At 67.9% G+C, this 12932-nt stretch carries 10 protein-coding genes; 1 reads left to right on the top strand and 9 read right to left on the bottom strand.

Features of this window, described 5'->3' with window-relative positions; translation table 11 throughout:
* Positions 1 to 173 precede the first annotated feature (173 nt).
* The 3 genes from ACTWQA_RS40285 to ACTWQA_RS40275 all read right to left on the bottom strand — a co-directional run bounded on the left by ACTWQA_RS40285 (position 174) and on the right by ACTWQA_RS40275 (position 3798).
* Positions 174 to 2492, bottom strand: a complete 2319-nt coding sequence (locus ACTWQA_RS40285) for a sodium-translocating pyrophosphatase (RefSeq protein WP_443164174.1) — start codon at positions 2490 to 2492, stop codon at positions 174 to 176.
* Positions 2493 to 3020: 528 nt separating this feature from the next.
* The gene (locus ACTWQA_RS40280) at positions 3021 to 3446 is read right to left on the bottom strand and encodes an ATP-binding protein (RefSeq protein WP_443164173.1); all 426 of its coding nucleotides are present in this window, start codon (positions 3444 to 3446) and stop codon (positions 3021 to 3023) included.
* A gap of 1 nt (position 3447) precedes the next feature.
* The gene (locus ACTWQA_RS40275) at positions 3448 to 3798 is read right to left on the bottom strand and encodes an STAS domain-containing protein (protein ID WP_020542579.1); all 351 of its coding nucleotides are present in this window, start codon (positions 3796 to 3798) and stop codon (positions 3448 to 3450) included.
* A gap of 411 nt (positions 3799 to 4209) precedes the next feature.
* Here ACTWQA_RS40275 and ACTWQA_RS40270 point away from each other — a divergent pair, with 411 nt between their 5' ends.
* A complete protein-coding gene (locus ACTWQA_RS40270; RefSeq protein ID WP_443164172.1) occupies positions 4210 to 6648 on the top strand; it encodes a DEAD/DEAH box helicase in 2439 nt (812 codons plus the stop codon).
* Positions 6649 to 6924: 276 nt separating this feature from the next.
* On the opposite strand, the gene ACTWQA_RS40265 is transcribed toward ACTWQA_RS40270, so the two are convergent.
* The 6 genes from ACTWQA_RS40265 to ACTWQA_RS40240 form a co-directional block, all read right to left on the bottom strand.
* On the bottom strand, positions 6925 to 8661 hold the full coding sequence (locus ACTWQA_RS40265; RefSeq protein ID WP_443164171.1) for a hypothetical protein: 1737 nt from the start codon (positions 8659 to 8661) through the stop codon (positions 6925 to 6927).
* Between the two features lie 666 nt (positions 8662 to 9327).
* Entirely contained in the window at positions 9328 to 9702 is a 375-nt protein-coding gene (locus ACTWQA_RS40260) for an Rv3654c family TadE-like protein (protein ID WP_327590926.1), read from the bottom strand.
* 325 nt (positions 9703 to 10027) lie between these two features.
* A complete protein-coding gene (locus ACTWQA_RS40255) occupies positions 10028 to 10312 on the bottom strand; it encodes a TadE family type IV pilus minor pilin (protein ID WP_443164240.1) in 285 nt (94 codons plus the stop codon).
* A gap of 149 nt (positions 10313 to 10461) precedes the next feature.
* Positions 10462 to 10599 (bottom strand): DUF4244 domain-containing protein, encoded by a 138-nt coding sequence (locus ACTWQA_RS40250; protein WP_127938717.1) that lies wholly within the window; start codon positions 10597 to 10599, stop codon positions 10462 to 10464.
* An 863-nt stretch (positions 10600 to 11462) separates the two neighbouring features.
* Positions 11463 to 11888, bottom strand: a complete 426-nt coding sequence (locus ACTWQA_RS40245; RefSeq protein ID WP_443164170.1) for a hypothetical protein — start codon at positions 11886 to 11888, stop codon at positions 11463 to 11465.
* A 365-nt stretch (positions 11889 to 12253) separates the two neighbouring features.
* Positions 12254 to 12901 (bottom strand): SAM-dependent methyltransferase, encoded by a 648-nt coding sequence (locus ACTWQA_RS40240; protein ID WP_443164239.1) that lies wholly within the window; start codon positions 12899 to 12901, stop codon positions 12254 to 12256.
* Positions 12902 to 12932: the final 31 nt, after the last annotated feature.

The raw sequence follows: 12932 nt of genomic DNA, 5'->3' as shown, positions 1-12932 counted from the left end.
CAGAATGAGGCCCAGGGTCTTTCCGCCGCTGGGCGGCTTGTCATCTTCCACGTGCCTAGTTTCCCACCGGGGCCCTCCGGTGCCACGCCCGCCTGTCGCAACCGCCCCCACACCCCGGACAGCGGGACGCCCGCCCCCACGCGGGAGCGGGCGTCTCTGGTGTGGGTGCCGGGCTATGACGCGACCGGCTCCTGCTCACGATTGTTGTTGTCGCTGGCCGGCTCACTGGTCGCCGACCGCCGCTTGGACACCACGATGGCGCCGACCACCACGGCCACCGCCACCACGGTGATGCCGATCCGCAGGGCCGCGTTGCCGGCGAGGAGCACCACCGCGGGCGCGATCAGCAGCGCCACCAGGTTCATCACCTTGATGAGCGGGTTGATGGCAGGCCCGGCCGTGTCCTTGAACGGGTCGCCGACCGTGTCGCCGATGACCGTGGCGGCGTGCGCCTCCGAGCCCTTGCCGCCGTGGTGCCCGTCCTCGACCAGCTTCTTGGCGTTGTCCCAGGCGCCACCGGAGTTGGCCAGGAACACGGCCATCAGCGTGCCGCAGGCGATCGCCCCCGCCAGGAACGCGCCCAGCGGCGCGTACCCGAGAGCGAACCCGACCGCGATCGGGGTCATGACCGCCAGCAGACCGGGCGTGGCCAGTTCGCGCAGCGAGTCACGGGTGCAGATGTCGACGACGCGCCCGTACTCCGGCTTCTCCGTGCCGTCCATGATGCCGGGCTTGGTGCGGAACTGGTCCCGCACCTCGAAGACGACCCGCATCGCGGCCCGCCCGACGGCCGAGATCGCCAGGCCGGAGAACAGGAACACGACCGCCGCCCCGATGATGAGGCCGACGAGGACGTTGGGATTGTCGATGCTCAGGCTGAAGTTCTGGAAGATGCCCAGGGCGTCCTTGATCGACGCGTCAGCCCTGGCGAGCTCGAGTTCCACCGCGGTGCGGAAGGCGCCGAACAGCGCGGTCGCCGCCAGCACGGCCGTGGCGATCGCGATGCCCTTGGTGATCGCCTTCGTCGTGTTGCCGACGGCGTCCAGGCTGGTGAGCACCTGGGCGCCCTCGCCATGGACGTCGCCCGACATCTCGGCGATGCCCTGCGCGTTGTCAGAGACCGGGCCAAAGGTGTCCATGGACACGATGACGCCGACCGTGGTCAGCAGGCCCGTGCCGGCCAGGGCCACCGCGAACAGCGCGAGCGTCACGTTGCCGAAGCCCAGCAGGAACGCGCCGTAGACCGCGCCGCCGATGATCAGGGCGGAGTAGACCGCCGACTCCAGGCCGACGCTGATGCCGGACAGGATGACCGTGGCGGCGCCGGTGCGGGAGCTCTCGCCGATCTCGCGTACGGGACGCCGGGTGGTCTCGGTGAAGTAGCCGGTCAGCAGCTGGATGGCGCTGGCCAGCACCAGGCCGATGAGGACCGCGCCGATGGCGATGAGCCGCGGGTCGGCGTCGGACTGGACGACCGAGCCGGTCAGGCCGCTGAAGTCAGCGGGCAGGTACAGGAAGGCCGCCACGGCGACCAGCACTGCGGAGATCGCGGCCGAGATGAAGAAGCTGCGGTTGATCGCGGCCATGCCGTTGCGGTCGCCGTCGCGCATCCCGGTGACGAAAATGCCGATGATCGCCGTGATGACACCGATCATCGGGACGATCAGGGGGAAGATCAGCCCCTGCTCACCGAAGGCCGCGCTGCCCAGGATGAGGCTGGCGACCAGCATGACCGCGTACGACTCGAACAGGTCGGCGGCCATGCCCGCGCAGTCGCCGACGTTGTCGCCCACGTTGTCGGCGATGGTGGCGGCGTTGCGCGGGTCGTCTTCGGGGATGCCCTGCTCGACCTTGCCGACCAGGTCGGCGCCGACGTCGGCGGCCTTGGTGAAGATGCCGCCGCCGACTCGCATGAACATCGCCAGCAGCGCCGCCCCGAAGCCGAACCCTTCGAGCACGTGGGGCGCCTCGCCCCGGTAGATGAACACGACCACGGCCGCGCCCAGCAGGCCGAGGCCGACGGTGAACATCCCGGCCACGCCGCCGGTGCGGAACGCGATGCGCATGGCGCGCTTCTCGCCCGAGTCGTTGGCCGCGGCGGCGACGCGGACGTTCCCGCGCACGGCCAGCCACATGCCTATGAACCCGGTCAGAGCGGAGAATACCGCCCCGACCACGAAGAAGATCGATCGCCCGATGCGGACGTCCATCTCTCCAGGTAGCAGGAGCAGCAGGAAGGGAATCACGACGACGAAGATCGCCAACGTGCGGAATTGACGCGTGAGATAGGCGGCGGCGCCTTCTTGTACGGCACGGGCGATGTTTTGCATGCGCTCGGTGCCCTGGCCGGCGGACAGCACTTCGCGCACCAGGCCGCCGGCGACGGCTAGTGCGATCAGTGCGACCGCGGCGACCACGATCACGATGGTGAGATTGTTTGCGCTCAGGGCCAGATTGGACGCTGGCTCCGATGCCAGCATGTGCCTGCTCATCGTTCTCCTCGGCAAGACCGGTCGTCCTGCCCGGACGGTGCTGCAGATTTCCTCGGCGGGTGTAGCGGCACCTTCCGGGTTGTGGGTGCCGCTTCCGGTTGAATCCGCGTTCCGCCGGATCACCTTGGCCGGTGCCGGGAGTCTACGCAGGCGGTGAACGGATATGAAGGCTCGGAAGGTCACTAATTATGCAGACGTCCAGCAAGGCCCTGCCCGTGCCCCGGTTTGCACCCTGACAACCGTAATTTCCCTCTGTTTACGGGCATGGCAAGGTATCGTTCCGGTCAGCCGAAACCCGGGATCGGCAAGCGCGTGCATGCACGGCGTGACCGTGGACGATCCAGGTCCACGGTCACGCCTGACGGAGAGAAGGCGCCCGCGGCCCACGCCTGTACGGAGGCGATGGTGCCCGTAGCGCCGTAACGGCGGCCTGCCACTGAACAAGTCAGCAGCGTCTCCCTGGACAGGCCTCAGCCCCGTGCGGGGATGGGGCCGGGGTGGGCCACCGTAAAGAAAGAAAGGAAAAGACTATGAGGTAGGGATACCAGCGGCGGGCCAGCTCATGCGGATGTCGGTGCCCTTGGGAGTGGGCAGGACCTCGACGTCGTCGGCCAGCCCCGCGATGACCGCGAGCCCGAAACCCGTCATGAACGAGTCAGAGAGCATGCCTAGGTCAAGCGGCTTCTCCTGCTGGAGCTCATCGCTGGGGGCGTGATCGCTCACCGTGACCTCGAAGCGCCCGGCGTCGTCACGCAGCTCGATGCGAATGGGCTCGCCCGGACAGTGAGCGCGATGTGCCTCCACTGCCCGGGAACACGCCTCACCCACAGCGAGCCTGACCTCGTCCAGCAGGGACTCCTCCACACCGGTGCGGCGCGCTATCGCCGTCGCGACCAGCCGGGCGGTCCGCACATGCGCGGGGAGGGCGCTGAACGTCAGCTCGACGGTAGGCATGCTACTTGTCTTTGCCGTGAGCTTCCTTGGCTTCGTCGACCGAAGCGTAGATCCCGAAGACCTTGGTCAGACCGGTGATCCGGAAGATCTTGAGGATGCGCTCCTGCGTGCAGACCAGCTCGAGGGAGCCGTCGTGCGCCCGTACACGCTTGAGCCCGCCGACCAGGACACCCAGGCCCGTGGAGTCGAGGAAGTCGACCTTCTCCATGTTGACGAGAAGGTGGAAGTTACCCTTGTTCACAAGGTCGATCAGAAGCTCACGCAATCTCGGCGCGGTGTAGACATCGATCTCACCCTCGACCTCGACGATGGTGAGTCGGTCCTCGTTGTGGTGATCCAACTTCAGATCCACAGATCCTCCAGCGCCTCGCCTGCGAAAGTACTGTTGCCGGCCTGGCAATCTGGAGTCTCGGCTCCAGACTGTCCGACCTTGACGCGTGGGCATTCAACCACGCGTGTGGCTTGTGTCTATACGAAATCACGATTCCCGGCGACTTTGCCCATCGATGCAAGACTGGAAACAGTGACTTCCTCGGCATCCTCCCCAGAACAAGCAGGTCCACTCCTCCGCCACCTGCTTAGTGTTCCCGCACGTCATGAGCGTGTCACCCATGTGGAGCATGTTCCAGCACGTCAGGCCGGTCAAGGCCGCTGGCCCAAATGGACGCCAGAAGTGCTTGTTACGCGCTTGGCGAACCGCGGGGTGACTGGACTCTGGCCTCACCAATATGAGGCCGCCGACCTGGCATTTCGTGGCCGAAACGTGATCATCTCCACAGGGACGGCGTCGGGGAAGTCGCTGGCGTACCTCACTCCGGCCGTCGCCTCGTGTCTGGACGGCGGCACGGTGCTGTACCTGACGCCGACCAAGGCCCTGGCCGCCGACCAGCTGCGCGGGCTGCGGGAGCTGCGCATCACCCAGGTACGCGCGGCCTGCTTCGACGGGGACACACCGTTCGAGGAGCGGACGTGGGTCCGCCAGCACGCGAACTACGTCCTGACAAATCCAGACATGCTCCATCGGGGGATTTTGCCGCGACACGCCCAGTGGTCCGCGTTCTTCCGCCGGCTCCGCCTGATCGTCGTGGACGAGTGCCACGGCTACCGCGGCGTCTTCGGCTCCCACGTCGCCCAGATCCTGCGCCGCCTGCGCCGCGTCTGCGCCCGGTACGGCTCGCGACCCACGTTCTTGCTCGCTTCGGCGACGGCCAGCGAGCCGGGGGCGTTCGCAATGAGGCTGACGGGGCTTGAGATGGACGAGGTGACTGTGGACGCCTCTCCCAAGGGGTCTAACACCATCGCCCTGTGGGAGCCGCCTCTGACGGAGCTACGGGGCGAGGGAGGGGCTCCTGTGCGGCGCACGGCGACGGCGGAGGCGGCGGATCTGCTCGCGGACCTCGTTCTGGCGAACGTCCGCACACTCGCCTTCGTCCGCTCCCGGCGCGGCGCGGAGACGGTCGCGCTGTCGGCCCGCGCCAAACTCGCCGACGTCGCCTTCTCCATGCCCTTCGCCGGTACGGGCATATCCCCCACACCCCATGGACCCACCGCCGCACCTGCCGCGCCGGCTCCGGGCCCTACACCGTCAACCCCTGGCCCAGGCCCCGCACCTGCGACGTCTGCCCACGACCGCAGCGCCACGCCCCCTGCCCAAGACCGCGGCGCCACGCCAGCCGCCCAAGACCACGGCACCACGCCACCCGCCCAAAACCACGGCACCACGCCACCCGCCCAAAACCACGGCACCACGCCACCCGCCTCCAGCCGCGCGGATCGCCAGACAGCCCCCGAGCGACCGGCGCACCTCGATCGGCCCAATGGCACCTTGCCCTCAGCGGACACCTGGACGCCGGCGGACCTCCCCGACCTGGCGGACCTCCCGAACAAGATCGCCGCCTATCGAGCCGGCTACCTCGCGGAAGACCGCCGCATCCTGGAGAAGGCGCTCCGTGAAGGCACCATCATGGGCCTGGCCACCACGAACGCCCTCGAGCTAGGCGTCGACGTCTCCGGCCTGGACGCCGTGCTGATCGCGGGCTGGCCCGGCACCCGGGCCTCCCTGTGGCAGCAGGCAGGCCGGGCGGGCCGCGACGGCCGGGACGCCCTCGCCGTGCTGATCGCCAGAGACGACCCACTGGACACCTACCTCGTCCACCACCCGCAGGCCCTGTTCGGCCAGCCCGTGGAGGCCATCGTCCTGGACCCCGGCAACCCGTACGTCCTGGGCCCTCATCTCTGCGCCGCGGCCGCCGAGATCCCCCTGACCGAGGACGACCTGCCCATCTTCGGCCCCACCACCCCCGATGTCCTGGACGACCTGGTCGGCGAGGGCTTGCTGCGGAAGCGCCCGGCGGGCTGGTTCTGGACCAGGCGCGAGCGGGCCACCGACCTCGCCGACATCAGAGGCGGCGGAGGCGCCCCGATCCAGGTCGTCGAGTCGTCCACGGGCCGCCTCCTGGGCAGCGTGGACGAGCCGTCCGCGCACACCACCGTCCACACCGGCGCTGTCTACATCCACCAGGGCGAGACCTTCCTGGTGGAGCTCCTCGACCTGGACGCCGGCGTGGCCCTGGTCTCCAGCGCCAACCCCGACTACTCGACGTTCGCACGGGACATAACCGACATCTCCATCCTCGCCACCGAGCGTTCCCAGCCACTGGGCCCCGGCACGCTGCATTTCGGCCAGGTGGAGGTGACCAGGCAGGTGGTCTCGTACCTCATGAGGCGTCTCCACTCCGGCGAGATGCTCGGCGACGAGCCGCTCGACCTGCCGCCCCGTACGCTCCGTACCCGCGCGGTCTGGTGGACGCTGCCCGCCTCGGCCGTGGCGCCCCTCGCGGAAGCGGGCATCGACCTCGGAGGCGCAGCCCATGCCGCCGAGCACGCCTCGATCGGCCTGCTGCCGCTGTTCGCCACCTGCGACCGCTGGGACATCGGCGGCGTCTCCACGGAGTTGCACGCCGATACGGGCCTGCTCACGGTGTTCGTGTACGACGGCCACGAAGGCGGCGCCGGTTTCGCCGAACGCGGCTACGCCCGCGCGACGGACTGGCTGACGGCCACCCGCGAAGCCATCGCGTCCTGCGAATGCGAACGCGGCTGCCCTTCCTGCATCCAGTCCCCCAAATGCGGCAATGGCAACGAACCCCTGCACAAACGCGGCGCCATCCGTCTCCTGAACACACTCTTGGCCGCCGAATGACCGACACCAGAGCACGACCGGCATGACGGGAACCCGCCCGCGATCAGGCCCTTGACCAGGTGAACCGCACGACTTCGCCCGCTGCGCGATGGCTCCACGCCGGATCGGGGGCGGCACTGCGTCGGGTCGATGATGGCTCAGCCCCGGATCGGGGTGGCACTGCGCCGGACGGGGGGTGGCACTGCGATGATGGCTCAGCCTCAGATCGGGGGAGGCACTGCGCCGGACCGATGATGGCTCAGCGTCGGCAGCACTGACGCAGGACCTGGCGGTCCTTCAGGCGCGCCGGCGTGCCGCAAAGGCGCGCTTGTCCTCATCCCCTTCATCCCCGGCGTTGTCGTCGTCGTCATCGTCGTCCGTGGCCCAGAAATCCGCGGCCCCAGGCTGTGGCCGCTCCCAGAACCCACTGTCCTCCATGGACCTGGGCGACGGCGGCAGGTAGTCGTCCCAGCGATCCTCAATCCGCACGCCGGGGCGCAGAACGGAAGCCGACGACTCAGGCACATCCGTAACAGCCGAACTGGGCAGGGCGATCCGCACCGGCTCCTGACGAACCACGCGCACTTCGTCGACCACGGGCGCTTCGTCGGCACCACCCGCATCCCCGGCCATGCCCTCGACCGCCCGCGCCTCGCCACCATCTGACGGCGCCACGGCGGGCATTTCCTTGTGTGCCTGGTCGGGCAGAGCCGCCTTGGGGAGCTCCTGAAGCCGCGCACGGGGGCCGGCACCGGATACCTGATGCAACCGCCGACTGTCGCCGGAGGACGTCCCTGTCTCCCGAACCTCCAGAAGATCGACGGAGGACGCCCCCTGAGCCGGCACCCGGCCAACCGACGACAGACCCTCGCCCACTGAACCCTCGGCCGAGGACGCGTCCTCAGTATGTGGCCGATCGGCCGACGACGCCTTCGAAGCAGGTGAACGATCGGGAACGCGTGTCTTGGCCACGGCAAGGATCACAGCTGGCCTGCGCCGAGGGGGTGTCGAGGTCACCGGGACGCCGCCGTCATCAGCTCGCACCGCCGCCGCCACCTCGCCTCCCTCCGAATCGGCAACCGCCCTCGAAGCCATGACGGCCGGGGCTTGGGGGTGCCGTACACCCTCGGCGGCGAGCGCGCGTCTCCGGGCCCAAGCCCCTGCGTGGGCGCCGAGCAGCAACAGGAGCAGGCCGCCCGCGATGTAGAGCCCATACTGGCCGAAGTTCCCGATCGGGGACTCGTCCGATTGCGCCTTCACGTCACCCGCCTGGACAGGCGCGGAGTCCGTGCCGTCTTCCTTGGTGCCCGCGGGGTTCAGGCCGCCCGTGTCACCCTGGCTGTCGGCGGTCGGGATCGGGAGGTTGCCGTCCGAGTCGGTATCGGGGATGGCCGGCAACTTGGAGGTCGTCGGCTTGCGGGTGGTCGGCTTGCTCGTGGGCACGGTCTGCTTCTTGGCCGGCAGGGTCGGCAGCGGATCGACCTTCCGGGTGTCCTTCGGCGTCTGCCGGGTCTTGGCCGTTTCCTTCTTCGGCTGGGCGGCGGGCGGGGCGGGGATCGTGACGTAGGCGGCACCCGATTCGTCCGACCCGATCGACCCGCCGTCGCCGTCACCCCGGAACGCCTTGACCGTGAATCCCACATTCTGCCCCGCCGCATTGGCCGGCACGGCGAGCGCCGCCTCGCAGGTGCCGCCGGCGCACGCGCTGTCCACAGGCACCCGCCCCACGACGCCGGAGTGGGTGTTGGCCACCTCATACGACTGCAAGTCAGGCTCTGATCCCTTGCTCCAGGTCACCAAGATCTTTTTGGTGCCCTGGAGGCTGGCGTTCACGTTGCCTGGGGTCTGGGCGGGCCGCCGTAGCTTGAACGTGCTGTTCGCGTAGGCGGTCCCGGTGATCTCGCCTTTGAGTGTCACGGTGAACGTGCCGTTGGGGGCGTTCCCGGCGTCGAACGTACCGGAAATCGTCTGGTTCGCTCCGCCATCGGCCACCTTCTGCGTGGGCGTCGATGGCCCATCCACGTACAGGCCCATGCGGAGTTGCATCAGCCCCGTACGCGCGGAAACCGTGACGGAGGAACTCGAGACGACCTGACCGTCGGAGGGTGAGGTGATCTGCCCGGAGGAGCCGGCCCGCGTCACCCCGGTCACCGTGGCCGCCGTCGCCGGCTGGGCAGAACCGCCGAGCACAATGGATGCCACCGCGACGATCCCCGCGGTCACCACTCTGCCAACTACCGTCACGACGCTTCCCTCCATCGAGAGCCTCGCGCCGTCCGGATGGGGGCATTCGGACGACGATCGGAAGTGCAGTCCGCCCGGCGATACGGTCACCGACCGCCCCCGGACCCGCACCTTAGCGACTCCGTCCCGGCTCTCCCAGACCCTTTGTCGTAGACGGCATGGACCGAGGGTAAGCGGAACGTTACGCGAGATATCCAACTCTTGGACACGCTGTCCAAGAAGTCGTGACTTGATTGCGACCTTGCCTCACAAACCCCAAAAGCCCCGTTTGATCCGCCCCTCCCAACCGCGCCCACCAGTCCTGCAAGAGGCGCCTGTGATCTCAGAAACCACCCTTCGACAGGCCCGCCCTTTCGGAGGGAGGCCAAGCGGCGTCCGGCCTGTGCTGCAGGGATCCTGCAGCACCGCCCAGAGCAGCCCACCAATGGCCCGACCATCGCTGCGCAGCGATGGCTTCTAACGATCGTCACTGCCGAGTGGCGTCCGCTCTGCCGGGCCCGCCCGCGCTCTGCCGCTCACGGTGCGAGTGCCGACAATGGGCAACGAGATCGGTAACGAGGTCCAGACATCGGCCACCTCATCGTTGATCTCGCATCGGGTCAGCTCGACGCCGTTCTCGGCGGCCAATGCGGCGGCTCTGGCGCAGGCGCCTTCGGGATCGAAGAGGGCCAACCTGGCGGCGGCAAGGGCGCTCATGTCGGCGGCGTTGTTGACGCGATGGCGGGCCACGCGCGCGGCGCCCACGGTGGCGAACGCCGTAGCGACGGCCATCAGGAGCCCCATGAGGGCAACGCCCCATATCGTGGCTGACCCTCGTTCCCTGGGATTGATTGCTACCTCTCCTTACGTGCCACCTTGCTGGTGGGTCGTGGGTTGCAGGTCGCCGGTCGCGGGCCACGGGCCGCGCGTGTGCGGCATGGTCGGGGTCTCGGGTGTGGGCAACGGGTCGACGGTGTGGACACGGGCCGCGCGAGTGGGCACAGGTCGCGGTGTGGGCACAGGTCGCGGTGTGGGCCGCGGGTCCTGGAGGCTGCCATACAGCCGTTGCCAGCAAGATGCGGCAAGCCGTCATACATCCGCTCTCACCCTCTCTAGATGGCGAACGGTGGATGGACTCCACGACTCCACGGCCCCCTCTTCTACGTCATGGCGGTCGTCATGATTCGGTATCGGCGGTGGCCGAAGCTGATACGCGAACTGCTGGCAGCGAGGAACCCCATGCTGGTCGTACTTGCACTGTGATCTGCACTTTTGTGGTCTCTGTGTCGCGCGTTACGTCTACGTGAGCATCTGGGTGTGTGGCCGAGCGGGCGACGTCGCGGACCTGGTCCAGCGGCTCGCCCCGAGCGGCGGCTCGGGCCGCCGCGCGGGCCGCGTCCACGCATTCCAATTGCGCGCCTACGGCTTGGATGGCCCATAGCGCGGCTGCCAGGACGAGCATGAGCGCGGGCAGCATCGCGGCGGTCTCGGCCGTCACCGAGCCGCGCGATGCCATCCGCTGGCCGTCCATCGGAGCTCGCGCCCCCGCAGTCGTGGTCCGGCCGCGCCTAGTGGTCCACGCGAGAGGCGTAGTCTGCGCGGGGCGTAGGGTCACCCGTTCGTGTTGAGCGCTCGGTCGATGAGGGACGACAACATTTCCTGGACCTCCGGACTGCTGACCACCTTGAAGAGAAGTGCGGCGAAAGCGCAGGCTGCGATGGTTCCGACGGCGTACTCAGCCGTGGACATGCCTCGTTCCCGGTTGGCGGCCGCGTAGTGAAGCCACCTGTTGGACCGCTGTCGCGAGCCTCGGCGTGCTCTGGGCTCATCGGGAGCGGCGGTCGATGGCATATGCGGGGAGGTGTGAGGCGCTGATGAGTGCTTGGACTCCGGCTCGATGTCCCTTGGGAACTCGCGAGCTGTGTGCACGGCCTCTGCGGCCTCGTGAATTGCGCCTCTAGCTGCAACGGAGTGGGTCGGGTTGTGAGTGATCACGGCCATGCCGGCCGTCTTGCCAGATGAGGGCGTATCGGTGGAGTGGGTGAGCGCGGGAACGTTCGTCTTGCTGAGATTCACCTTGCTGGCTGGGCTTTTCGGCGATGCGGCGAGGAGGGCTACTGGGATGGCGCTGATGTTGCCTGGCGTGGTGGCGGGACTATGCATCGTGCCTCCAGGTGCTCGGTGGAGCCGGGCTCTTGTCCGGCGGGAGACCTAGGTTCGCCGAGACGAGGTCGGGTTCGATGGGCCGAGTGGCGTTCTGTGGAGGACGTTGGGTTTTCCACAATCAGGGGGTTGACCTGGGGTTTTAGGGCTAGGCTGCTCCGTGTTCGCCCGCTTGGCCCGTGAGTGGCCCGTCGTTTCCGTTTTCGCAGGTCAGGGCACTATCGGTGATCGTTCCGCCGGACAGGGCCGCCTCGATCTTCGCGTTCGCGGCGTCTTCGCCGCCCTTGATCCAATGGGCCACCCCGGAGGAGGTACCGGCACCTGGCCCCTCCCTCGGGGGGTGTCTCGCATCCGATAAATGGGTCCCGGTCGTCGGCGTCACCGCACCATTCGACGCGACAAACCGGGACCCCACCCCCGGCTGAATACCAAGGCGGCAGCGTTCGGCATCAGCCAGGGTCATCCCCGGAAGCAAAGCCCAGGACCTCACCCTGGGCATCCGCGAGTCGTGCTTCCGGAGGCTCACGCAGTGGGCCACCCGTCCAGTAGGGGCCCACATTCGCCAGGTCCAATCGGCCGACCGCATCGACGAACCGATCCCACACCGTCCGAGGCACGTCCAGCACCTTCGGCCGCCACGCAACCGGCCTTTCACGCTCGGCAAACCCCTCGTCAATCGCGAAACGCACCCATCCCCGTTTGCCGTTCACCTTTTCCAACGGTGTCGGCAGGTAATGGCCGCGCTTAACCTCATCCACGAAGGTAAGCCAACCGTTCTCACGCACCACCATTTCCATGTGCCACCAACGGACCTTGATGAAAGGACCGAACCTATCCCGGCGTGCTTCCAGATAGCCGGGGTCTTCCTCGCTCATGGCCTACTCCGCGAGATCCGCCGGACTGGTGAGTTGGTGATGTGTCCCCTCTGGAGCCGCCCCGTACATCCGCCAGTACCGCTCGGTGTACAAGCGCATGATCCGCCCCACGGCCGTCTCCATCGCCGAGCACGGGCAGGAGGTGTAGCGCCATGGCCCCGGTGCGCTGGTATCGCTCAGCGACCAGCGGAAACGCCATCCGTCCGGCCCCCACTCACACCACACCGTCAACCCCACCGACCACACGCCCACCAACGCGATCCCCTCGCATTCGGAGATCTGCGAGCTGATACCGCGACGCCCCAGGTGACCCGCCAACTCCCGCGCCAGCCGTCCGGCGGGACTCCACACACGTGTAGCCGTCCTCACCGCTCTTTCCTCCCGACCCCACCCAGGAAATCGACCAGTTCGGCATCCTCCTCCGCCAGCCGGGGATCCATCTCCGGGCGCCACAGCGGCACCCGAACCAGCCCCGGATCCACCAGCTCAACATCCGCCACCGTGATGAACTCCCGGATTGCCTCTTCACTGCGCGGGGTCACGGACGCCGATGCCGTGTCATAGACAGCAGCGGCGGCGATCGTGTTCGGTGCCTCCAGCACATGCGTCAGCCCCAGATAGCTCCCCGGCTCCATGTGCTCCATCAGCGTCCGCACGATCGACCAGGGATCCTCCCCATCCCTGATGAAGTGCATGGTCGTTACCAGCAGCACCCCAACGGGAAGGCCGTAGTCCAGCAGCTCCAGCGCCTTGTGCAGGATGAACTCGGGGTAACGCACATCCAGTTGCACCATCATCGTGCGCTCATCGGTGGCCAGCAGCGCCCGCCCATGCTGGGCAACGATGGGGTCGTAGTCCACATAGACCGTCCGCGCGTCCGCGTGGATCGCTTGGGCGATCTCATGCACGTTGCCCTGAGAGGGCGTTACGCGAGGCGAAGTCCATGATGTCGCAGTGTGATCGGATGGATTTGTAGCGTTACCGCCCGTCGGCGGGCTGCCCTGTGCTGGGATAGCCGGGTGAGCGAGCGCAAGCCGTACCCGA

The organism is Nonomuraea sp. 10N515B, assembly GCF_052245915.1.
Taxonomy (GTDB): Bacteria; Actinomycetota; Actinomycetes; order Streptosporangiales; family Streptosporangiaceae; genus Nonomuraea.
The sequence above is the reverse complement of the archived record's forward strand: the minus strand, read 5'-3'. Positions and strand labels throughout refer to the sequence as shown.

Bases quoted from the DNA above. Each gene is read 5' to 3' on its own strand.
- ACTWQA_RS40265 (WP_443164171.1), bottom strand. From the start codon at position 8,661: ATGGGCCTGTACGTGGATGGGCCATCGACGCCCACGCAGAAGGTGGCC.
- ACTWQA_RS40280 (WP_443164173.1), bottom strand. From the start codon at position 3,446: ATGCCTACCGTCGAGCTGACGTTCAGCGCCCTCCCCGCGCATGTGCGG.
- ACTWQA_RS40255 (WP_443164240.1), bottom strand. From the start codon at position 10,312: ATGCTCGTCCTGGCAGCCGCGCTATGGGCCATCCAAGCCGTAGGCGCG.
- ACTWQA_RS40285 (WP_443164174.1), bottom strand. From the start codon at position 2,492: ATGAGCAGGCACATGCTGGCATCGGAGCCAGCGTCCAATCTGGCCCTG.
- ACTWQA_RS40250 (WP_127938717.1), bottom strand. From the start codon at position 10,599: ATGTCCACGGCTGAGTACGCCGTCGGAACCATCGCAGCCTGCGCTTTC.
- ACTWQA_RS40245 (WP_443164170.1), bottom strand. From the start codon at position 11,888: ATGAGCGAGGAAGACCCCGGCTATCTGGAAGCACGCCGGGATAGGTTC.